Origin of the sequence: Spirillospora sp. NPDC047418 (assembly GCF_040643275.1) — a bacterium.
Taxonomy (GTDB): Bacteria; Actinomycetota; Actinomycetes; order Streptosporangiales; family Streptosporangiaceae; genus Spirillospora.
Genome location: NZ_JBEYTW010000047.1, coordinates 44,054 through 63,896, shown reverse-complemented (window position 1 = coordinate 63,896; position 19,843 = coordinate 44,054). Strand labels below are relative to the sequence as shown.

Below are 19,843 nucleotides of genomic sequence, written 5' to 3'. Positions count from 1 at the left end.
GGATGTGCGCCGCCCACCCGGCGGTGCGGCCGCAGGTGAACATGGCGGGCATGTTGTTTTGAGCGCGTCGAAAACAACAACACGCCGCAGATCAACATCGGCGGGGGGCCTTGTGCTAGGTGAGGTGGTTCAGGTGGGTGCGGATCTCGGTTGCGTCGCCTGTGGCGGCTATGTAGCCGTCTGGGCGGATCAGGGCCAGGGGGGCGGTGGCGTAGAACGTGCGGGCCGCGTCGGCCGGCTCTCGGTAGTCGCCCGTGTCGCCGATCGTGACGACGCGGACGCCGGGGTGCTCGAACTCCGTGTCGGAGGCCGACGCGGGGTCGGAGGCCGGCGCGGGGTCGAAGGTCAGGACGGTGAAGTGCGTGCCGCGTAGCAGGTCGTGCAGGCGGTGCCGGGTGCCGGACCTGTCGTGCAGGACGGCGTCCGGGGCGCGCATGCCGCCGAGCGGGCCTTCGGACAGGGAGCTGTCGGGGTAGCCGAGCAGGAGCTGCTGGGTCTCCTCTCCGCGTTTCCACGCGTCCGCCTGCCCCTGGGCGGCCTTCTCGTAGAGCCGCGTGCTGATGCCGAGCACGCCGGCGGCCGTGGGGAGGCGCTCCTCCTCGTAGGTGTCGAGGAGGGCCGCGGGCCCACCGCCGAGGACGCTCGCCAGCTTCCAGCCGAGGTTGTAGGCGTCCTGGACGCCGGTGTTGAGGCCCTGGCCGCCGGCGGGCGAATGGACGTGCGCGGCGTCACCGGCCAGGAAGGCGCGGCCGTCCCGGAAGCGCTCGGCCATCCGGATGTTGACCCGGTAGATCGAACTCCAGGTCAGGTCGGTCAGCCGGATGTCGGTGCGGCCAGAGCCGGCCTCCAGCGTCTTCTGGTAGGTCGCCAGGGTGAGCTCCGGGTTCTCCGACGCCCCGAGGGGGGCGGTGAACTGGAAGTCGTCGGTCCCGGCGAGCGGGCAGAGGCCGACCCGCGGGGTCTGCGTCTCCAGGTCGGCCCACATGTGCCAGTGGTCCCGGTCGAGGTCGGCGGTCCGGACGTCCCCGATGAGCGCGCGCTCCTCCTCCCGGGTCTCGCCCGCGAACGGGATGCCGAGGGTCTTGCGGACGACGCTCCGGCCGCCGTCCGCGCCGACGAGATAGGCGGCGCGTACCGTCGTGCCGTCCGCGAGCGTCGCGGTCACCCCGTCGGCGTCCTGGGTGAACGTGGCGAGTTCGGCCCGCTCCACCCGTCCGCCCAGTTCCGCCAGGCGGTCGCGGAGGATCTCCTCGGTGCGCCACTGCGGCACCATCAGCCCGTTCGGGTACGGGACGGCGTCCGACGGAACCTTCGTCTCGCCCATCCGCCCCTCCCACACGACCTCGCTGCCCGCGTAGGCGCGGATCGGCGGGTACAGCCCGCCCGTGCCGAGGATCGCGCCGATCACCCCGAGGTCGTCGAAGACCTCAAGCGTGCGCGGTTGCAGGCCCTTGCCGCGCGAGCCGGTGCGCGAGCCGGGGTCGATGATCCGGGGCCGGATCCCGCGCCTGGCGAGGTCCACCGCGAGGGTGAGGCCGGTCGGGCCGGCTCCGATGATGAGGACGTCGTCCATGATGTCTCCCTTCTCCGTGGAACAGTTTTCGGCGATGTCCTGGCAGATCGCTGTCATCCCGCTGACAGCGATAATGTGATGGCGCGTTTATCGGCAATTTATTTGACTCTGTTATGCTGAAGAAATCGGCAGGTATGTTCCTCTTTCGACGAAAGGGGAACGGCCGATGGACGAGGGACGGCCCAGCATGACCGCGCTTTCCGCAGCGGCGGCGCGGGCGGCTCACCTGACGGCGGACGGCGCGCCTGCCATCTTCGCGGACACGGTCGCGGAGCGGCTGCTCGGCGGTCTCGCGGACGAGATGATCGGGTACCACCGCACGCACGGCGAGCACATCATCCTGGCCGGGACCAGGGCGGTCACCACCGTCCGGGCCCGGTACGCGGAGGAGCGGCTCGGCGCGCACGGGCAGTACGTGGTGCTCGGCGCGGGGCTCGACACCTGCGGCTATCGCGGGGAGTCGCCAATCCGGGTCTTCGAGGTCGACCACCCGGCGACGCAGGAATGGAAAAGGGGCCTGCTGGCGGCGGCCGGCATCGAGATCCCCGAGCGGGTCGCGCTCGTCCCCGCCGATTTCGAGGCCGAGGAGCCGATCGGAAAGCTCACCGGCACCGGATTCGACACGGGCAGAACCGCGCTGGTGAGCTGGCTCGGCGTCAGCTTCTACCTCACCCGCGACGCCATCGCGAAGACCCTGGACGAGATCGCCCGGCTCGCGCCCGGCACCGAACTCGTCATGGACTACGCGCTCCCCGACGGCCACCGGGACGCCGAGGGCGGCGCCTACGCCGAGATCGCCGCACAGGTCGTCGGCGAGCACGCCGAGCCCTACCGCTCGCACTTCACGCCCGGCGAGATCGACGCGCTGCTGACCGGCCACGGGTTCGAGGTCGCCGCGAACACCACCCTGCGCGACGCCGTCCCGCCGGAGACCTGGCGGCGGGCGGACGCGCTGCGCCCGTTCGACTACTTCCGCCTGGTCAGGGCCGTCGTCGCGGGATGACCGGCGATTTCGCCGATGCCCGGGGGCCGGCCGCGTGCGCAGACTGAGCGCGTCCTGGAGCCGGCCCCCGGCTCCGCCCCGTTCCGGGGAGCCGGCTCCCGGCTCCTCCCCCCGAACAGGAGCGATCCGACGTGCGATCCATCCCCACGGCGGCGAAAACGCTGCTCGCCACGGCCCTGGCCGCCGGCGCACTCGCCGTCCCGCAGGCCCTCTCCCAGGCCGCGCAGGCGGCCGACAACCCCTACGAGCGCGGCCCCGCGCCGACCGAGAGCAGCATCGAGGCGCTGCGCGGCCCGTTCGCGACGTCCCAGACGAGCGTGTCGTCGCTGAGCGTGTCCGGCTTCGGCGGCGGGACGATCTACTACCCGACCAGCACGTCCGCGGGGACGTTCGGCGCGGTCGCGGTGGCGCCCGGCTTCACCGCCGACCAGAGCAGCATGGCCTGGCTCGGCCCGCGGCTCGCCTCCCAGGGCTTCGTGATCTTCACGATCGACACCAACACCCGGCTCGACCAGCCCTCCAGCCGCGCCCGGCAGCTGGAGGCCGCGCTCGACTACCTCACCGGGCGCAGCGGCGTGCGGAGCCGGATCGACGCGACCCGGCTCGGCGTGATGGGCCACTCGATGGGCGGCGGCGGCACGCTGGAGGCCGCCGAGGACCGCCCGCAGCTGCAGGCCGCGATCCCGCTCACCCCGTGGGACCTGCAGAAGAACTTCTCGGACGTGCGCGTCCCCACGATGATCATCGGCGCCGAGGCGGACACGATCGCGCCCGTCGCCTCCCACTCCGAGCCCTTCTACAGCAGCATCCCGGCCTCGTCCGAGAAGGCGTACCTGGAGCTGAACGGCGCCAGCCACTTCGCGCCGAACATCGCGAACACGACGATCGCGAAGTACAGCATCTCCTGGCTCAAGCGGTACATCGACAACGACACCCGCTATGACCAGTTCCTGTGCCCCGGCCCGAGCCGGGACCTGAACATCTCCGAGTACCGGGACACCTGCCCGAACTCGTAGGCCACCGCTACCGGCCGGGCCGCCCGCCGCCTCCGCGCACGGGCGGCCCGGCCATGCCGTCGGAGCCGTCCCCCGTGCCGTGCAGCCGCAGCGCGCTCAGCGCGAGCGACAGCTCGACGAGGTCGCCGGGGCGGGTGAGCGTCCGGCCGGTGAGCTGCTCGATCTTGCGGAGCCGGTTGAGGACGGTGTTGCGGTGGCAGAACAGCCGGTCCGCCGCGCGGGCCGCCGAGCCGTCGCACTCCAGCCAGGTCTCCAGCGTCATCAGCAGGACGTCCCGGAAGCCGGGGTCCACGTCGGACAGGCCGCCGAGCGCGACCTGCCCGAGCCGCGAGGACAGCCGCGGCTGGGACAGCACTAGCGCGTCGGGCAGCCGCCGGTCCAGGCGGGCGATCTGGTTGCCGGGGCCGCGGCACGTCCGCAGCGCCAGCTCCGCGAACCAGCGGGCGCCGCCCAGCTCCGCCAGCGACCCGACGACCGGGCTGACCCCGGCGTGCGAGCGCGCGTACGGCCGGACGGCGGTGACGAGGTCGTCGAGCCCGGCGGTGCCGAGCGCGACCAGCGCCACCTGCGCGTCGGTGCGCAGCCGCCAGATGAACCGCATGCCGCCGGTGTCGGCGGGGCGCCGCTCGACGCCGTCCCCGAACCCGCACTCGGCGCCCAGCATCACCACGGCGTACCGCCCGGTCACGGGCAGGCCGAGGACGGACGTGGCGGTCGCGAGCAGCCCGCCGTCGGCGCCCTGCCCGTCCAGCAGCGCGTCCACGATCGCGTGCACGCGCTCCTCGCTGCGCCGCGCCAGCTCCAGCTCGGTGCGGTGGTAGGCGGCCGCGGCGGCGCCGGACTGCTCGTCGATCGTGTCCCAGGTGCGGGTCGCCTGCCGGATCAGCGCCGGGACGTTCTCCGGGTCGTGCTGCCCGACGACCTCGACGACCGCCTCCCAGAACACCCGCCCGGACAGCCGGTAGGAGCGCAGCAGCTGGTCCAGCGGCTGCCCCTGGTGCGCGCGGCGCTGCCCGAGCCGGCGCGCCCAGTCCAGGTCGGCGCGGCCCCGGCCCGGGTCGAGGATCGTCTTGAAGCCGTGCCCGAGCCCGGTGTGGCACATCTCCCACACGTCGTGCCGGAACGCGTCGTCGCGGTCGCCGCGGTCACCGGAAAGGATCTCGGCGGCGAGCCGGTCGGCGAGGTCGGGCAGCCGGTCCGAGAGCCGCAGCACCGCCTTGCGCATGATCGTCCGGTCGGCGTCGACCTGGCCGGCCAGATCAGGCCGTCCTCCCGTCATCGAGGGCCACCTCCAGCACAACGCGGGGGCCTCATCGTGCCATCACGGGCGCGTACGGGCCATCGCCGGACGGCCAGACTGTGCGGGCTCACAATCGGGGCCCGTCCGGATTGCGCGGCGGCCACGCGAGTGAAAGCCGCTCTGGACCGGTCGCGGGTGGCCGTGCTCACCTATGGTCCCCTTCGCTTTTGAGCCCCCGTCCAATAGAGGAGCCCGCACGGCCTCCCGGCCGAGGCCGGTTCCCCGCCGAGGAGGGACCCCGCCATGACCCACCCCCTGCACGGACGCGAACGCGAGACCCGGGCGGTCGAGGTGCTGCTCGACCGGGCCCGCGGCGGGCGCGGCGGCGCCCTCACGATCGCCGGGGACGCCGGCGCCGGCCGGACGGCGCTGCTGGCGGCCGCCGCCCGCGCGGCCGGGCCCGCCTTCCGGACGATCGGGACGACCGGCGTCCCCGGCGAGACCGGCGTCCCGTACGCGGGGCTGCACCGGCTGCTGCGGCCCCTCGCCACCGAGACCGGGCGGCTGCCGCCCGCGCACCGCGGCGCGCTCGCCGCGATCATGGACGGGGCGCCGACCGCCGCGCCGCTCGTCCTGTACACGGCGGTGTGCGAGCTGCTCAGCCTCGCCGCGGCGAGCGGGCCCGTGCTGTGCTGGGCGGACGACGTCCAGTGGCTCGACCGCGCCTCGCTGGAGGTGCTGGCGTTCGCGGCGCGGCGCGTCCAGGACGAGCCGGTCGCGGTGCTGTTCGCCGCCCGCGACGACTCGGAGGATCCGGCGGACCTCGCGGGCATCCCGCGGCTGCGGCTGGCGCCGCTCGACGAGGAGGCGAGCCTGCGGGTGTTAGCGGACGCGCTCGGCACCGGCGGCGGCGACCTCGCCGAGGAGATCGTCGACCTGGCGTGCGGGCGGCCCCTCGCGATCCGGGAACTCGCCGCCGCGCTGACCCCCGGGCAGTTGTCCGGGGCGGCGCCGCCGCCGCGCGCGCTCCCCGCCGGCAGCACCCTGCGCGCCCGGTACCGGCGCCGCCACCGGCGGCTTCCCGCCGGCGCGCGGCGGCTCGTCCTGATGGCGGTGGCCGAGGAGTGGCTCGGCGCCGCGACGCTCGCGCGGGCCGCCCGGCTGGACGGCATCGGCGCCGCCGACCTCGACGCGGCCCGCGACTCGGGGCTGCTGCGGTTCGAGGGCGAGGGCGTCGCGGTCCGCGACCGGCTCGTCCGGTCCTCGCTGTGGGCGGATGCGTCACGGGAGGAGCGGCAGGACGCGCACGCGCTGCTCGCCGGGGTCCTCGACCGGGAATGGCAGCGGCCCCGGCGGCTGTGGCACCGCGCCGCCGTCACCGGCGAACCCGACGACGCGCTCGCCGCCGAACTCGCGGACGCGGCGGCGAGGGCCCGGCGCGCGGGCCGCTACGCCGACTCGTGGCGGCTGTGGCAGCGGGCCGCGACGCTCACCGTCGCGGACGGCGCCCGCACCGACCGCTTCCTCGCCGCCGCCGGGGACGCGTGGGCGAGCGGGCGGTCCCGGCGGGCGCGCGGCATGCTCCGGCAGGTCCGGCCGCCCGCTTGGGACGGGACGCGGGCCGCCCGCGCCGCCCTGCTGCGCGGCGAGATCGAGGTCGCGGCGGGCTCCCCCGCCACGGCGGTGCCGGTGCTGCGGGACGCGGCCGAGCGGCTCGCCGGAGCCGACGCGGAGGCGGCGCTGACCGCGCTGATGTGGGCGGCCGAGGCCGCCGACGCGTGCGGCGACGCGCGCACCTACCTGGAGATCGCCGACCGCGCGGCGTCCCTCCCGCCGCCCGCCGGCCCGCGAGACGAACCCGGCGGCCCATGGGACGAGCCCGGCGGCCCGCAGGACGAGCCGGCCGGCCGGGCGGCACCGGGCTCGGCCGCCTGGGGGTCTCGGGGCGAGTTGATGCTCGCCTACCTCGGCGGCATGGCGGCCACCGTCCGCGGCCGGTACCGGGAGGCCGCGGACCGGCTCGGCACCGCGGCCCGGCTCGGCGCCGACATCGCCGACCCGGCCGCGCGGGCGTGGGCGGCGCTCGCCGCGTTCGGGCTCGGCGACGGCCCGGCCACCCGCGTCCTCGCGGCCGAGGCGGTCGCGTCCGCGCGGCGGGCCGGCAACGCGCCCGCCGAGTCGTACGCGCTGGTGGTCGCCGGGCGGTGCGAGGCGCTCCTCGGGCATCCGCCCGCGCCGATCGCCGCCTGCCACGACGGGCTGCGCCTCGCCCGCGCGACCCGGCTGCACGGCCACGCCGCCGAGCACCTCGCCACGCTCGCGCTCACCGCCGCGTTCAACGGCGACGCCGATACCGCGAACGCGCACCTGGCGCCGCTCACCGGCGCCGCCGACCGGCGCGGCCTGTCGCGCGCCGCCGCGCTCGCGACCTGGGCGCCCGCCTGCCTGGACCTCGCCGCGGACCGTCCCGCCGACGCCGCCGCGCGGCTGCGGCTGCCGGGCGGCGCCGGGCTCGCCCACCCGCCGGCGCGGCTGTTCGCCGTCCCGCACCTGGTCGAGGCGCTGGTGCGCAGCGACGACCACGAGCGGGCCGCCCGCGCCTACGCGCACTTCCGCCGCTGGACGGACGGGATCGGCGCGGCCCCCGGGGCGCCCGGCGCGCCGGGGCGGGAGGCGCTCAGCCGGCGCTGCCGCGCCCTGCTCGCCCGGTGCGACGCCGACGCGGCGGAGCACTTCACCGAGGCGCTGCGGCTGCACGAGGCCGCCGGCGCCGTGTTCGACCTCGCCCGCACCGAGCTGCTGTTCGGGCACCGGCTGCGGCGCGGGCGCCGGCCCCGCGCCGCCCGCGCGCACCTGCGCGCCGCGCTGCGGATCTTCGAGCGCTACGGCGCCGTCCCGTGGACCGCGCGGGCCCGCGCGGAACTGCGCGCCGCCGGGGAGGCCGTCGCGCCGCCCGTCCCCGAGCGGGGGTCGGGGACGGGCGGCGCGCGGAGCCCCGGGGCCGCGGCGGTGGCACGCGCGGCGAACGGCGCGGGCGCCGGATCAGGCGGGTTCGGGAAGCTGACCGCGCAGCAGGCCCACATCGCCCGGATGGCCGCCGAGGGCGCCACCAACCGGGAGATCGCGGACCGGCTGCTGCTCAGCCCCCGGACGATCGACCACCATCTCCGCAACGTCTTCACCCGGCTCGGGATCCGGTCGCGCGTCGAACTGGCCCGCCTCATCCGCTGAGCCCCGCGCCTGCTGGGGTCAGACCTCCTCGTACTCCTCCTCGCGCGCCTTCGCGTTCTTGGCGGACGCTGTCTTGGAGCCCTTGGAGGAGGTGCCGGACGACTTGGAGTTCTCCGTCTTGGCGGACTTCTTCTCGTCCTCCATGGCCTCCTCGTGCGTCCGGACGACCTCGCTGTCGCGGATCTCGCCGCGCCAGCCCTCGATCTCGTCCGCGCGGGTCAGCGACTGCGTCATCACGAACCGGCGGAAGTGCTTGAGTTCGAGGCGGGCCCGGCGGCCCTGCGCACGCCAGAGGTTCCCGGTGCGCTCCATGAAGCCCTGCGGGTGGTACTCGAGGACGACCAGGACGCGGGTCAGGTTCGGCGACAGCTCATGGAAGCTGACCGTCCCGTCCACGTGCCCCTTCGGGCCCTTCGAACGCCACACGACGTGCTCGTCGGGGACCTGCTCGACGATCGTGGACTCCCACGTCCGCGCCGACCAGAAGATCTTCGCCTTCCAGTTCAGCTTGGTCTCGTCGGCCTGGTCGACGCTGATGACCTTCTTCATGAAGGACGGGTAGTCCTGGAACTGCGTCCACTGGCCGTAGACGAGGCGGCGCGGCGCACCCACGTCGATGTGCTCGACGATGTTGGTGACCTTCACCTTCTTGCCGCCGCCCTTGCCGCCCTTGCCGCCCTTCTTGTCGTCGTCCTCGCCCTTGTCGCCGCCGGGGAGGACGCCGCCGACGGTGTCCTTGAGCTGCCCGAGCACGCCGTGGCCGTTGCTCTTCGACTCGGCCTTGCCCTCGTCCTTGCCCTCGTCTCGCTTCTTCGACTCGGCCTTGCGGGGGGCCTTCGACGTGCCGGGGGCCTTCGATGTGCCGCCCTGCTCCTCGCCGGGGTTCGCTTCCTGCTCGCCGCGGCGGCCGCTGAGGGCCCTGCCCGCCGCGACGGCCGCGCCGGCGCCCAGCAGGACGCCGCCCGCCGTGCCGGCGGCCCGTGCGCCCGGCAGTCCCTTCGGCAGGTTCTTGGCGACCTTGCCGAGGTCGGGGACGCGGCTGCGCCGCCCGCCGGGGAGATGTTTCGTGATCTGTCCGATGGGCGCCCGGCCCATCAGGTTTCCGCGTGCCATGGTTCTCTACCTCACTTGGTGGTCGTCACGGTCTCGCCGCCGCGGATCTCGCCGCGCCAGCCCTCGACCTCGTCGGGGCGGGTGAGCGCCTGCGTCATCACGTGGCGGCGGAAGTGCTTGAGTTCGAGGCGGGCCCGGCGGCCCTGGGCGCGCCAGAGGTTGCCGGTCCGCTCGAAGAGACCCGCGGGGTGGTATTCCAGGACGAGCAGGACGCGGGTGAGGTCGGGGGCCAGCTCGTGGAAGCTGACGGCCCCGTCCACGTGCCCCTTCGGGCCCTTCGAACGCCACACGATGTGCTCGTCGGGGACCTGCTCGCCGATCGTCGACTCCCACGTCCGGCTGGACCAGAAGATCTTCGCCTTCCAGTTCAGCTTCTCGTCGGACGCCTGGTCGACGCTCACGACCTTCTTCATGAAGGACGGGTAGTCCTGGAACCGCGTCCACTGGTCGTAGACGAGGCGGCGCGGCGCACCCACGTCGATCTGTTCGACGATGTTGGTCGGTCTCCCCCTCCGTCCACGCCCGAAGACGCGGGCGAGGGTCTCTTTCAGCGCCGTCCAGCCGAAGCTCAGCAGCGCGCGGAACGGGGACCTGCCGTCCCGCAGCGCCTTGACCCCGGCCAGCGCGGCCTTGCCGAGCGGGCCCGCCTGCTCGGCCTTCGCGACGAGACTCCGGGCCTCGCGCTCCAGCCGCCGCTCGGCGCGGTTCAGGACGCGGCGGCCGAGGCGCCGGGCCGAGAGGGCCGCGACGACCCCGCCGGCGCCCGCGGCGGTGCCGAGCGCCGTGCCGGCGGCGGTGCCGGTCCGGATTTTCATGTCCTGTCCACCTCGTCGTCCACTCGGATACGGCGCCGCTTTACCCGGTCAAGACGGGGCAAAACAGACCGCAGGCCAGCGGCGAGGCCGTGTAACCGGGCCGCGGAGCCGGCCCGTGGGGGCGGTGGGGGGCGTGGGGCGGGCGTGGCCGCATGAGGACGGAAACGCGGGGCGCCCACCGGACCACCCCAGCCTGGGCACCGGACCAGAACGGCGCCCCCGTACCGCCGGGTAACGGTTGCGATTCTTGATGAATAAGGCCCTTGAACTGGTACGGACCAGTGCTTATCTTCGACCCCACCACGCGCGATTGTGCTCAGTGATCTGTGACACCGAGCACTATTTTGCACGCGCGAAAGCCGGAGAGGCGGGGACAGATGAAACGGCACCTCATGGGAGTCGTCGCCGCGGGCCTGACCGTGGCCCTGGGCGTCAGCGGATGCGGCAAGGGCAGTTCGTCGAGCGGGGGTTCGGACGGCAAGACCATCAAGTTCGTCGCCGCGATCTACGACGACAACACCAAGCCCTACTGGGACACCCTGATCAAGGACTTCGAGGCGAAGAACTCGGGCTACAAGGTCAACCTGGAGATGGTCGACTGGACGCAGATGGACGCCAAGGTCAAGACCTACGTCCAGACCAAGCAGGTCCCCGACGTCCTGAACTACAACGCGTTCTCCGACTTCGCCAGGGACGGGCTCATCTACCAGGCGTCCGAGGTCGTGTCGCCCGCCACCCTCAGCGACTTCACCCCGACGTTCGTCCAGCAGGCCCAGTACAACGGCGCCCAGTACGGCCTGCCGTTCATCTCCAGCGCCCGCCTCCTCTTCTACAACAAGGACCTGTTCGAGAAGGCCGGCATCACCGACCCGCCCGCCACCTGGGACGCGGTGAAGACCGACGCGCAGAAGATCAAGAAGACGGGCGCGATCGGCTACGGGCTGCCGCTCGGTCCCGAGGAGTCGCAGGCCGAGTTCTACTCGTGGGCGATGAACAACGGCGGCGGCTGGGTCGACGCGTCCGGGAAGTGGGCGATCAACCAGAAGGCCAACGTCGACACGCTGGACTTCCTCAAGGACCTCAACAAGTCCGGGCTGACCCAGCCGAACCCGGAGAGCACCGACCGCAAGACGGTGTTCAACCAGTTCGCGCAGGGCAAGGTCGGCATGGCGATCGGCGGCCCGTTCACCAAGGCCGGATTCATCGACCCGGTGAACAAGAGCCTGAACTTCGGCGTCGCGCCGCTGCCGAGCAAGAGCGGGGCCGAGCACAACACGCTCGGCGTCATGGACGTCCTCGCCGCGTTCAAGAAGGACGGCGGCAAGAACAAGGAGGCCATCAAGAAGTTCCTCGACTTCTTCTACCAGAAGGAGAACACCTCCAAGTTCCTCACCACCGAGGGCTTCCTCCCGGTGACGAAGTCGGCCGGTGACGCGCTCAGCGCCGACCCGTACATGAAGCAGTTCGTGGACGCGCTCCCGACGTGCAAGTTCGCCCCCACGTCGAACCCGGCGTGGTCCGCGGTCGCCGGCGCGGTGAAGCAGGACCTCGGCACCGCGGCCGCGAACGAGGACCCGAAGAAGGTCCTGGACAAGATCCAGGAAACCGCCGAGAAGGCCGGCTGAGTGCCGGACCTCACGGTCAAGGAGCGGGGGGCCGGCACCTCCCCGGCCTCCCGCCCCTCCCTCCCGCTCCGGATCGGGCGGGCGCTGACCCCGCTGCTGTGGCTCGGCCCGTCGCTCGTCCTCATCGCGGTCGTCGTGCTGTGGCCCGTGATCGAGATGATCCGGACGTCGCTGCAGAAGATCAGCTCGACCGGCACCACGCTCGGCTACCGCGGCGGCGGCAACTACACCGACCTGTTCGGCGAGGACGACCTGATCCCCGTCGTGCTCCGGACGCTGCTGTGGGTCGGCGGCATCGTCATCGTCACGATGACGCTGTCGCTGGCCCTCGGCCAGCTGCTGAACGCCCGCTTCCCCGGCCGCCGCGTCGTCCGCTGGGCCGTGATCGTCCCGTGGGCGGCGTCGGTGCTGATGACGGCGCTGATCTGGCGGTGGATGCTGGACAACTACTCCGGCATCGTCAACCGCCTGCTGCTCGACCTGCACGTGATCGACGAGCCGGTGAACTGGCTCGCCCACCCCACCCAGGCCATGTTCTGGATGATGTGGGTCGCGGTGTTCGTGTCGCTGCCGTTCACGTCGTTCGTCATCCTCGCCGGTCTCCAGACGATCCCCGCCGACGTGTACGAGGCCGCCCGCGTGGACGGCGCCGGGCCGTTCCGCACCTACTTCGGCATCACGCTGCCGCTGCTGCGCCCGGCCGTGCTGATCGCCTCGATCATCAACGTCATCAACGTGTTCAACTCGTTCCCGATCATCTGGGCGATGACGGGCGGCGGCCCCGGCAACAAGACCGACACGACCACCACGTACATGTACAAACTCGCCTTCTACGACCAGAACGTCGGTGAGTCCGGCGCGATGGCGGTCGTCAACTTCGTCCTGATCCTGGTGATGGTCCTGCTGTATCTGCGGGCCGCCCGCTGGCGCGAGGAGATCCGATGACACGCCGTATCGTCCTGGCGGGCGTGGGCTGGCTGGTCGCGCTGGCGTTCCTGGTCCCCTACCTGCAGATGTTCTTCACCGCGCTGAAACCCGAGCGCGAACTGACCGCGTCACCCGGCACCTACCTGCCGTCCCACTGGACGTGGTCGAACTTCATCGACGTCTGGTCGGCCGCACCCGTCTGGACGTACCTGCGGGTCTCCCTCACGGTCGCGGCCGTCGCCACTCTGGTCACCCTGGCCTGCGCACTGCCGGCCGCGTACTACACGGCCCGTAACCGTTTCCGTGGCCGAGGCGCGTTCCTCCTCCTCGTCCTGGTCACGCAGATGTTCGCGCCGACCGCCCTGGTCATCGGCATCTACCGGGAAATGGTCGCGCTGAACCTGACCGACACCCTGATGTCGCTCATCCTGGTGAACGCGGCGTTCAACCTGCCGTTCTGCATCTGGATCCTGCACGGCTACTTCTCCAGCATCCCGAAGGAACTGGAAGAGGCCGCCTTCCTGGACGGCGCGGGCCGCGTCGGCGCCCTCACCCGCGTCACCCTGCCCATTTCCATGCCCGGCGTCGTCACCGCGGTCGTCTACACGTTCATCGCGGCGTGGAACGAGTACATCGTCGCCCTGACCGTCACCGCGTCCCCGGACCGCCGCCCCCTGACGGTCGGCATCCCGTCGTTCGTTACGCAGTACCAGGCGCACTGGCAGTACCTTTTCGCGGCGTCCCTGATCGCGATCATCCCGGTCGTCATCCTGTTCATCTTCGTCGAGCGCTACCTGATCGGCGGCCTGACGGCGGGGTCGGTCAAATGACCCTGATCGGCCTGGACGTGGGCGGCACCTCAATGAAGGCCGCGCTCACCCGAGACGCCGAGGTGCTGCTCACCGAGTCATGGCCCACCGACCGGAAGGACCCGGTGGGCGGCATTCTCGACTTCGCCGCCCACCTCGCGTCCCGCGCCGGGGCATTAGGCTCCCCCGCCGAGGCGGCCGGCATTGCCGTACCGGGCATCGTGGACGAGCCGACGGGCACGGCCGTCCATTCCGCGAACCTGGGCTGGCGCGACGTCCCCATGCTCCACCTGGCCCGCGAACGCCTGGGAATTCCGGTCGCCATCGGCCACGACGTCCGCACGGGCGGCTTGGCAGAGGCAGTATCGGGCGCCGGCCGCAATACAGAAGACTTCGTCTTCATGGCCATAGGCACCGGAATAGCCGCCGCGCTGATCCTGAACGGCGTACCTTACCCGGGGGCGTTCGGCTGGAGCGGCGAGTTTGGCCACGTGGTCGTTCGTCCGAACGGCGAGGATTGCGCCTGCGGCAACAAGGGCTGCCTGGAGACCTACGCCTCGGCCGCCGCGATCTCCCGCCGCCACGGCGCCTCCGTCCCCGCCGAGGAAGTGATAGCCCGCGCGGAGCAGAACGACGAAAAGGCCGCGAAGGTCTGGTCCGAAGCATTGGACTGCCTAGCCGACGGCCTGGCCGCCGCGACGCTCCTCCTCGACCCGTCCCTCCTCGTCATCGGCGGCGGCCTGGCAAAGGCCGGGGAATCGCTTCTCATCCCCTTGACCACCCGCCTGGCCGACCGCCTGACGTTCCGCGACGCACCCCGCCTGAAACTCTCCGAACTGGACGACCAGGCAGCCGTGAAAGGCGCGACAATTCTCGCCGCCCGCCTCCTGGCGCCTCATCCGCCGAAGAAGTAGCGCACCCGCTGACCCGCGTCCGGAACGACCGCGACCAGCACGTCCATCAACTCGTCGGCGGACGGGGCCGAGATCTCCACGCGTCCACCGGCCCGCCAGCAGCCGCCGTCCCGCGTGATCGACCACTCCGGAAAGATCTGCCGCAGGAACAGCAGCAGGACTCCGTCGCTCACGCGGGCACCGGCTCGATTTCGGCCCACACGACCTTGCCGCCCTCGCTCAGCGGCCGAGTCCCCCACTGCCGGACGAGCGACTCCATGAGCAGCAGCCCACGCCCGCTCTCCGCGGCATAGTCGACGGGCCGCATGACCGGCGCCACGTCCGAGCGGTCCCACGCCTCGACGACCGCGAACCCGTCGTCCCGCCGATAGGCGCGCACGACCACCAGATCCCCTTCTTGGGACCCGTGCGTGATCGCGTTGGTGGCCAGCTCGCTGACCACCGTCCGCGCGACATAGTCCGCAAGCCCCCAACTCCCGAAGACCATCCCGACGAACTCCCGAGCCTCCCTGACGGCCCCCACATCCGCCTTGATCACAACCGTCGCCGGCTCACCCACCATGATCACCTCACAGACTGTCGACTCCTGGTGACACAGTGCGTTCTCTGACCTACGGTTGTCTTCAGTCCATGCAACTCCTGAAAAACTATTGATCTTGAAGGCTGGGGCAACATGACAAATCAACCTCCCGACCCGCGGTCGAGCATGTGGGCTTGGATAGCCCATCAGCTGCGGTTTCAGCGCATTGAGCGGGGCCTCAGCGGGGACGCCGTGGCCAAGATTCTCAGCTGTTCCCGCTCCACGATTTCCAGACTCGAGAGCGGCGAGGCCCGATTGACGGACAAGCAGGCCGCAAAGCTCGACAAAGCATGGCGGACTGGTGGATTCTTCACCTACGCATTGTGGTATGCCCGGCTCGCTCCGGACCCGCAGTGGCTGGCGAGCTACACTGCGTTCGAATGCCGCGCGTCCCTCATCCATATGTTCAGCGGCCAAGTCATCCCCGTGCTTCTTCAGACTCCCGACTACGCCCGCGCTCTACTGCTGGCCGGACGCAACGCGGACGTCGAAGGTGACCTTGCGAAGCGTCTCGCTCGCCAGAAGCTCCTTACCAGGCCAAACCCTCCGGAGCTGTGGATCCTCTTGACGGAGAACGTTTTGACGTGGCCGGTAGGCGGAGTAGAAACCATGCGCCGCCAACTCGACCACCTGCGCGAGTTGGCTGCCCGATCCGACGTCATCCTGCGCATCCTGCCGCGCAGATCCGGCGAGTCCGAGGCGCTGGACGGCTCCTTCAAGGTCATCACTGTGAGGGAAGGCGAGGTCGGCTACATCGAAGCCCCTACCGGCGGCCGCCTCGTCCTGGACACGGACGGCGCACGTGACCTGCGGATGCGTTTCGACCGTATCGGGGCAAAGGCCGCACCCGTAGACTCCACTGTGGAGATGATCGAGCAAGCGATGGAGGCTTTGCAGTGAGGACCCCCCTGTGGCGCAAGTCCAGTCATTCCGCTGAGGGCACGTCCGGCCAGTGCGTGGAAGTTGCGGCCCTCTCGGGTTCGGTAAGGCTCCGCGACAGCAAGAACCCAGATGTCGGGCACCTCATTCTCACACCCCACGCCTTCCGAACACTCTTGACCAACCTCAAGCGCTAACCCGCACACTCGCTATAGAGGACTTCCACAATTTCCCACGGAAGGCGGTCGTTCGGTGGACATGATCACGTGGCGGAAGGCTCGGAGGAGCAGCGACCAAGGTGACGCGTGCGTAGAAGTGGCGCGATTCCCCGAAGCCGTGGCCGTCCGCGACTCCAAAGACCCCGACGGCCCCAAACTCCTCCTCACCCCCCACACCTTCCAAACCATCCTCAACAACCTCAAGCAGTAGCCCCGCTACGCCCGGCCATCCCCAGGGCCGGGCAATCGTCGACATCTACTTCTCCCGCACTGCACAGGCGCCCTGAAGCAGACGAGTTCTAAAGACGGTGGACAAGGTGGAGATGGCCAAGGACGACTGGCGGAAAGCGTGGCAAAGCGGCGACCAGGGCGATGCCTGCGTGGAACTCGCTCGCATCGCGGACGGAATCGCCGTCCGCGACAGCAAGAACCCGGCAGCGGGGCACCTCACCCTCACGCCCCGCGCCTTCGGCACGCTCCTCGCCAACCTCAGGCGCTAGCTGCACGCGCCCGCTCACCAGGAACAACTCTCGCTAGTCGCCACGAAAGGCGGTTGCCCGGTGGATGTGCTCAAGTGGCGCAAGTCCCAGCGGAGCGAAGCGCAAGGCGACGCCTGCGTAGAAGTTGCCGCCCTCGCCGAGGGCATCGCCGTCCGCGACAGCAAGGCACCGGCAGCGGGGCACCTCACCCTCGGCCCCGGTGCCTTTCGTGAACTCCTAACCAACCTCAAGCGCTGACCGACGGAGGTCATTCGGTGGACGTGATCAAGTGGCGGAAGGCAAGGCAGAGCGATGGCCAAGGCGGCGCGTGCGTAGAAGTGGCGCGCTTCCCCGAAGCCGTGGCCGTCCGCGACTCCAAAGACCCCGACGGCCCCAGACTCCTCCTCACCCCCGCGCCTTCAACGCCATCCTCAGGGACCTCAAGCACTAGCCCCACCATGCCCGGCCCGACCCCTACGAAGTCACGGCGGGGCGGGCAAAGTCCGGCACAGCGACTTCGTGGCGGACGGCGAACTCGGGACCCCGGTCAGGGCGGGTGCGGGGGTGCCCGCTGCTCGGCGGCCAGCACCAGCGACAGCGGCCTCTGCCCGTGCTCGACGGCCGGGCGCAGCTTGGCGGTCAGCCCGCCATGCGACCGGCCAAGCCCGTGATCTGCGGGTTCGTTCAGCCCGGTCGCGGTGCGGATACCGTCCCTGGCGATGTGCGATAATGGCACAATGGCCGATGAGCAGGGTTGGAGTGAAGTCGGGGCGCGCGTCGCGGAGGCCCGCAAGGCGCAGGGGCTCAGCCAGGACGATCTCGCCTCCGAGGTCGGACTCGACCGGACGGCCGTCACCAAGATCGAAACCGGTCGCCGGCAGATCAGCTCCCTGGAACTCGTCCGCTTGGCCGATGCCCTCGACCGCCCCCTCCAGTGGTTCGTCTCGCCTCCACCAGCCGCGGTCATCAGCCGCCGCGCGGCGCTTGAAGGACGACGAGGGGACCCGAAGGGCGATCAGGCCCTTGACGACATCGCCCGCGACATCACCGTCCTCATCGAGGTCGGCACCCTCAGGGCGAGCCCGGCCAAGGGGTCACTGAAAGCCATCAGCCCCGGGGACCCCGGTTGGCAAGCGGAAGAAGCCGCAGCACAGGCCAGAGCCCTGCTCGGTGCCGATACACGCTCTCCGCTTCATGACCTCGCTGATCTCGTGGAGAAAATCGGTCTCTACTCCTTTTCGATGGCCTTGGGAGACGACGGTGGCGATGGCGCCTACGCGGAGGTCGACGGCGTCGGTGTAGCTCTCATCAACGGCGATCTCGCTCCTGGGCGGCGCCGATCCACGCTCGCCCACGAACTCGGGCACCATCTCTTCGGGGATGCGTACTCCACCGACTGGGGGGCCGGCACCAGCGCAACGGAAAAGGCGATCGACGCCTTCGCCGCCAACCTGCTCATCCCCCGCGCAGGATGCACCGAACGCTGGCGGACGCTCCGCACAGAAAATGAACCGCGCCCCGCGGCGATCATCTTCAGCGCCGAGTACCGCACGAGCTGGACCGCGACCTTGCGCCAGCTCAAGACCTTCGAGCTGATCTCGCGCGAGGAGTACCGGGCGCTCGACTCCAGATCCCCTACGCGTGCCGACTACCTCGAATGCGGCATGCGTGTCACTGAGGAACTCACGTCCCCCTACCTTCCGACCGGTGTCGCTGCCGCTGCGATCGGCGCTTATCGAACCCATCGCCTGTCCGCCGAGCGTGCCACGGAAATGCTGCGCGGCCAGATCAGTATCGATGACCTGCCCGTCCGGGACGAGATCCCGTTGGAAGCGCTTCGGGGCGAGCTTCGTTGACCCGTCAGCGCCTCGTCATCGACAGCTCACCACTCAATTACTTCGCACGCTCCAACCAGCTTCCGGTCCTGGCGCAGCTCCTGACCGGTCACAAGTGCTTCATCACATCCGCCGTTGCGGAGGAACTCCTCCGGGGAGGCCCCAGGCATGCGCAGCTGTACCAGGCGGCGGCCCAGCCCTGGTTGACCACTGACGACGAGACCGCCCTCACCTACCTCGGCCTTTTCTCCGAATATCACGGACGACTCGGCGGCGGGATGCGCAACATCGGCGAGGCGACGACGCTGGCATATGCCGAATTTCACAGCATCGCCGCAATGGTCGATGATCGAGCCGGACGCCGCAAGGGCGAAGAACGAGGCGTCAAAGTGATCGGCACACTGGAACTGCTCTGTGTCGGCGTCCGAGACAAAATTATCGATGCTGACGATGCAATCGCCGTGGTGGATCTGCTATCCGATCACGAAGCATATTTGCCATGTGACGGTTCCGGGTTCTTCGCATGGGCGCGATGCGAGGGACTGTTGGACTGAGTACCACAGGACCTTTTGACCTGGATTTGTCCCAACTGCGTCCTGCCTGGTTTGCACGCCGTCCGGGCGCCGCCGGTCCATCTCTTGCGGTGCGGCGGTGGCGTGCGATGCGGTGGCGTGGGCGAGCAGTGCCAGGGTCGTCGCGGACGGGGAGCCGGGCTCGGCCGTGGCCACCACCAGGGCCGGACCGCCCCCCTGCGCACTCTGCAGCGTCTGCTGGGTGACCGTCAGCGTCCCGACCAGGGGATGGCGCATCTCGTAGGCGGCGACATCGCAGGCCACGATCCGGTGATCGGCCCACATCGCGGCGAACTCCGGGCTGCGCATGGTCAGCTCCCCGACCAGCCCGGCCAGCAGCGGATCGTCCGGGTACCGTCCGGCCGCCAGGCGCAGATTGCCCACCACGGCCCTGGCTTTGGCGGGCCAGTCGGCGTACAGGTCGCGGGTGTGCTCGTCGAGGAACACCAGCCTGGCCATGTTCGGCCGCCGGCCCGGATCGGCGGGACTCTCCGGATCGAGATGGCCCGCGAACAGCGCGTGCCCCTGCCGGTTCCACGCCAGGACGTCGCTGCGGCGCCCGATGACGATCGCGGGCGTCCCGTCGATGGCCGCCAGCAGAGCGCCGGTCGCCGGAGTGATCCGTTCGGGCCGCGGCCGTTCCGCGGGCCTGCCGCGTCTCGGCGCACGGGCCAGGGCGTGCAGATGGGCGCGCTCGGAGTCGTCCAGCCGCAGGGCGCCCGCTATCGCGTCGAGGACCTCGCGCGAGGCGTTGCGCGACCGGCCCTGCTCCAGGCGCGTGTAGTAGGGCACGCTGATGCCCGCGAGCATCGCGAGCTCCTCCCGCCGCAGCCCCGGCACGCGGCACCGCTCGCCGTAGGTCCGCAACCCCACGTCCTCGGGTCGCAACTGCCCCCGGCGCGTCTGGAGGAAGTCGGCGAGCTGCCCGTCCTTGTTCATGGAACCGAGTATGCGCACCCCCGGCGACCTGTGCCTCACCCCGCTGGGGTCAGGATCCGCCGACTACGGTGCCTG

At 71.0% G+C, this 19,843-nt stretch carries 22 protein-coding genes and 1 pseudogene; 15 read left to right on the top strand and 8 right to left on the bottom strand.

Annotated features, from left to right (window positions below):
- Nucleotides 1-115 precede the first annotated feature (115 nt).
- Complete coding sequence (locus tag ABZ806_RS26530) at nucleotides 116-1,573, bottom strand: FAD-dependent monooxygenase (protein WP_500220097.1); 1,458 nt, start codon at nucleotides 1,571-1,573, stop codon at nucleotides 116-118.
- Between the two features lie 187 nt (nucleotides 1,574-1,760).
- Between ABZ806_RS26530 and ABZ806_RS26525 the strand changes: the two genes are divergently transcribed.
- Both ABZ806_RS26525 and bdeA read left to right on the top strand, forming a co-directional pair.
- Nucleotides 1,761-2,576, top strand: a complete 816-nt coding sequence (locus ABZ806_RS26525; protein ID WP_500220096.1) for a class I SAM-dependent methyltransferase — start codon at nucleotides 1,761-1,763, stop codon at nucleotides 2,574-2,576.
- Nucleotides 2,577-2,707: 131 nt separating this feature from the next.
- A complete protein-coding gene (bdeA, locus tag ABZ806_RS26520) occupies nucleotides 2,708-3,592 on the top strand; it encodes a bis(hydroxyethyl) terephthalate hydrolase (protein ID WP_500220095.1) in 885 nt (294 codons plus the stop codon).
- Between the two features lie 7 nt (nucleotides 3,593-3,599).
- Here the strand turns inward: bdeA and ABZ806_RS26515 are convergent, their stop codons facing one another.
- The gene (locus ABZ806_RS26515; RefSeq protein WP_500220093.1) at nucleotides 3,600-4,871 is read right to left on the bottom strand and encodes a PucR family transcriptional regulator; all 1,272 of its coding nucleotides are present in this window, start codon (nucleotides 4,869-4,871) and stop codon (nucleotides 3,600-3,602) included.
- Nucleotides 4,872-5,135: 264 nt separating this feature from the next.
- Here ABZ806_RS26515 and ABZ806_RS26510 point away from each other — a divergent pair, with 264 nt between their 5' ends.
- Nucleotides 5,136-8,063 carry a helix-turn-helix transcriptional regulator gene (locus tag ABZ806_RS26510; RefSeq protein WP_500220089.1) on the top strand — a complete coding sequence of 976 codons (2,928 nt, stop codon included), beginning with the start codon at nucleotides 5,136-5,138 and terminating at the stop codon, nucleotides 8,061-8,063.
- 18 nt (nucleotides 8,064-8,081) lie between these two features.
- On the opposite strand, the gene ABZ806_RS26505 is transcribed toward ABZ806_RS26510, so the two are convergent.
- Together ABZ806_RS26505 and ABZ806_RS26500 are read right to left on the bottom strand one after the other, a co-directional pair.
- Nucleotides 8,082-9,176: an SRPBCC family protein gene (locus ABZ806_RS26505; protein WP_500220088.1), complete on the bottom strand. Its 1,095-nt coding sequence runs from the start codon at nucleotides 9,174-9,176 to the stop codon at nucleotides 8,082-8,084.
- An 11-nt stretch (nucleotides 9,177-9,187) separates the two neighbouring features.
- Nucleotides 9,188-9,991 carry an SRPBCC family protein gene (locus ABZ806_RS26500; RefSeq protein ID WP_500220087.1) on the bottom strand — a complete coding sequence of 268 codons (804 nt, stop codon included), beginning with the start codon at nucleotides 9,989-9,991 and terminating at the stop codon, nucleotides 9,188-9,190.
- A 377-nt stretch (nucleotides 9,992-10,368) separates the two neighbouring features.
- Here ABZ806_RS26500 and ABZ806_RS26495 point away from each other — a divergent pair, with 377 nt between their 5' ends.
- The 4 genes from ABZ806_RS26495 to ABZ806_RS26480 are packed head-to-tail and all read left to right on the top strand — an operon-like array spanning nucleotide 10,369 to nucleotide 14,266.
- A complete protein-coding gene (locus ABZ806_RS26495; protein WP_500220086.1) occupies nucleotides 10,369-11,616 on the top strand; it encodes an extracellular solute-binding protein in 1,248 nt (415 codons plus the stop codon).
- Nucleotides 11,617-12,561, top strand: a complete 945-nt coding sequence (locus ABZ806_RS26490; RefSeq protein ID WP_500220085.1) for a carbohydrate ABC transporter permease — start codon at nucleotides 11,617-11,619, stop codon at nucleotides 12,559-12,561.
- Nucleotides 12,558-13,373: a carbohydrate ABC transporter permease gene (locus tag ABZ806_RS26485; RefSeq protein WP_500220084.1), complete on the top strand. Its 816-nt coding sequence runs from the start codon at nucleotides 12,558-12,560 to the stop codon at nucleotides 13,371-13,373. The genes ABZ806_RS26490 and ABZ806_RS26485 overlap by 4 nt, the downstream gene beginning before the upstream one ends.
- Nucleotides 13,370-14,266: an ROK family protein gene (locus ABZ806_RS26480; RefSeq protein ID WP_500220083.1), complete on the top strand. Its 897-nt coding sequence runs from the start codon at nucleotides 13,370-13,372 to the stop codon at nucleotides 14,264-14,266. The genes ABZ806_RS26485 and ABZ806_RS26480 overlap by 4 nt, the downstream gene beginning before the upstream one ends.
- Here ABZ806_RS26480 and ABZ806_RS26475 read toward each other — a convergent pair.
- Both ABZ806_RS26475 and ABZ806_RS26470 read right to left on the bottom strand, forming a co-directional pair.
- The gene (locus tag ABZ806_RS26475) at nucleotides 14,248-14,439 is read right to left on the bottom strand and encodes a hypothetical protein (protein ID WP_500220082.1); all 192 of its coding nucleotides are present in this window, start codon (nucleotides 14,437-14,439) and stop codon (nucleotides 14,248-14,250) included. The genes ABZ806_RS26480 and ABZ806_RS26475 overlap by 19 nt on opposite strands.
- The gene (locus ABZ806_RS26470) at nucleotides 14,436-14,828 is read right to left on the bottom strand and encodes an ATP-binding protein (RefSeq protein ID WP_500220099.1); all 393 of its coding nucleotides are present in this window, start codon (nucleotides 14,826-14,828) and stop codon (nucleotides 14,436-14,438) included. The genes ABZ806_RS26475 and ABZ806_RS26470 overlap by 4 nt, the downstream gene beginning before the upstream one ends.
- Before the next feature lie 111 nt (nucleotides 14,829-14,939).
- Here ABZ806_RS26470 and ABZ806_RS26465 point away from each other — a divergent pair, with 111 nt between their 5' ends.
- The 6 genes and pseudogenes from ABZ806_RS26465 to ABZ806_RS26440 all read left to right on the top strand — a co-directional run.
- Nucleotides 14,940-15,746 (top strand): helix-turn-helix domain-containing protein, encoded by an 807-nt coding sequence (locus ABZ806_RS26465; protein ID WP_500220081.1) that lies wholly within the window; start codon nucleotides 14,940-14,942, stop codon nucleotides 15,744-15,746.
- Nucleotides 15,743-15,922 carry a DUF397 domain-containing protein gene (locus ABZ806_RS26460; RefSeq protein ID WP_500220080.1) on the top strand — a complete coding sequence of 60 codons (180 nt, stop codon included), beginning with the start codon at nucleotides 15,743-15,745 and terminating at the stop codon, nucleotides 15,920-15,922. The genes ABZ806_RS26465 and ABZ806_RS26460 overlap by 4 nt, the downstream gene beginning before the upstream one ends.
- Nucleotides 15,923-15,983: 61 nt before the next feature.
- Nucleotides 15,984-16,154, top strand: a complete 171-nt coding sequence (locus ABZ806_RS26455; RefSeq protein WP_500220098.1) for a DUF397 domain-containing protein — start codon at nucleotides 15,984-15,986, stop codon at nucleotides 16,152-16,154.
- Between the two features lie 97 nt (nucleotides 16,155-16,251).
- On the top strand, nucleotides 16,252-16,443 hold the full coding sequence (locus ABZ806_RS26450; RefSeq protein WP_500220079.1) for a DUF397 domain-containing protein: 192 nt from the start codon (nucleotides 16,252-16,254) through the stop codon (nucleotides 16,441-16,443).
- A gap of 60 nt (nucleotides 16,444-16,503) precedes the next feature.
- Complete coding sequence (locus tag ABZ806_RS26445) at nucleotides 16,504-16,680, top strand: DUF397 domain-containing protein (protein ID WP_500220078.1); 177 nt, start codon at nucleotides 16,504-16,506, stop codon at nucleotides 16,678-16,680.
- Between the two features lie 17 nt (nucleotides 16,681-16,697).
- Nucleotides 16,698-16,829 (top strand): annotated as a pseudogene (locus ABZ806_RS26440) (DUF397 domain-containing protein); the annotation flags it as partial.
- Between the two features lie 140 nt (nucleotides 16,830-16,969).
- Here ABZ806_RS26440 and ABZ806_RS26435 read toward each other — a convergent pair.
- Entirely contained in the window at nucleotides 16,970-17,158 is a 189-nt protein-coding gene (locus ABZ806_RS26435; protein ID WP_500220100.1) for a hypothetical protein, read from the bottom strand.
- 1 nt (nucleotide 17,159) lies between these two features.
- Here ABZ806_RS26435 and ABZ806_RS26430 point away from each other — a divergent pair, with 1 nt between their 5' ends.
- Complete coding sequence (locus ABZ806_RS26430) at nucleotides 17,160-18,278, top strand: helix-turn-helix domain-containing protein (RefSeq protein WP_500220077.1); 1,119 nt, start codon at nucleotides 17,160-17,162, stop codon at nucleotides 18,276-18,278.
- On the top strand, nucleotides 18,275-18,811 hold the full coding sequence (locus tag ABZ806_RS26425; RefSeq protein WP_500220076.1) for a PIN domain-containing protein: 537 nt from the start codon (nucleotides 18,275-18,277) through the stop codon (nucleotides 18,809-18,811). The genes ABZ806_RS26430 and ABZ806_RS26425 overlap by 4 nt, the downstream gene beginning before the upstream one ends.
- On the opposite strand, the gene ABZ806_RS26420 is transcribed toward ABZ806_RS26425, so the two are convergent.
- Nucleotides 18,731-19,768, bottom strand: a complete 1,038-nt coding sequence (locus ABZ806_RS26420; RefSeq protein WP_500220075.1) for a helix-turn-helix transcriptional regulator — start codon at nucleotides 19,766-19,768, stop codon at nucleotides 18,731-18,733. The genes ABZ806_RS26425 and ABZ806_RS26420 overlap by 81 nt on opposite strands.
- Between the last annotated feature and the right edge of the window lie 75 nt (nucleotides 19,769-19,843).

What these genes read in the sequence shown, in the direction of transcription:
- ABZ806_RS26530 (WP_500220097.1), bottom strand. Translation starts at nt 1,573, where the DNA reads ATGGACGACGTCCTCATCATCGGAGCCGGCCCGACCGGCCTCACCCTC.
- ABZ806_RS26525 (WP_500220096.1), top strand. Translation starts at nt 1,761, where the DNA reads ATGACCGCGCTTTCCGCAGCGGCGGCGCGGGCGGCTCACCTGACGGCG.
- ABZ806_RS26515 (WP_500220093.1), bottom strand. Translation starts at nt 4,871, where the DNA reads ATGACGGGAGGACGGCCTGATCTGGCCGGCCAGGTCGACGCCGACCGG.
- ABZ806_RS26510 (WP_500220089.1), top strand. Translation starts at nt 5,136, where the DNA reads ATGACCCACCCCCTGCACGGACGCGAACGCGAGACCCGGGCGGTCGAG.
- ABZ806_RS26505 (WP_500220088.1), bottom strand. Translation starts at nt 9,176, where the DNA reads ATGGCACGCGGAAACCTGATGGGCCGGGCGCCCATCGGACAGATCACG.
- ABZ806_RS26500 (WP_500220087.1), bottom strand. Translation starts at nt 9,991, where the DNA reads ATGAAAATCCGGACCGGCACCGCCGCCGGCACGGCGCTCGGCACCGCC.
- ABZ806_RS26495 (WP_500220086.1), top strand. Translation starts at nt 10,369, where the DNA reads ATGAAACGGCACCTCATGGGAGTCGTCGCCGCGGGCCTGACCGTGGCC.
- ABZ806_RS26485 (WP_500220084.1), top strand. Translation starts at nt 12,558, where the DNA reads ATGACACGCCGTATCGTCCTGGCGGGCGTGGGCTGGCTGGTCGCGCTG.
- ABZ806_RS26480 (WP_500220083.1), top strand. Translation starts at nt 13,370, where the DNA reads ATGACCCTGATCGGCCTGGACGTGGGCGGCACCTCAATGAAGGCCGCG.
- ABZ806_RS26470 (WP_500220099.1), bottom strand. Translation starts at nt 14,828, where the DNA reads ATGGTGGGTGAGCCGGCGACGGTTGTGATCAAGGCGGATGTGGGGGCC.
- ABZ806_RS26465 (WP_500220081.1), top strand. Translation starts at nt 14,940, where the DNA reads ATGACAAATCAACCTCCCGACCCGCGGTCGAGCATGTGGGCTTGGATA.
- ABZ806_RS26455 (WP_500220098.1), top strand. Translation starts at nt 15,984, where the DNA reads ATGATCACGTGGCGGAAGGCTCGGAGGAGCAGCGACCAAGGTGACGCG.
- ABZ806_RS26430 (WP_500220077.1), top strand. Translation starts at nt 17,160, where the DNA reads ATGGCCGATGAGCAGGGTTGGAGTGAAGTCGGGGCGCGCGTCGCGGAG.
- ABZ806_RS26420 (WP_500220075.1), bottom strand. Translation starts at nt 19,768, where the DNA reads ATGAACAAGGACGGGCAGCTCGCCGACTTCCTCCAGACGCGCCGGGGG.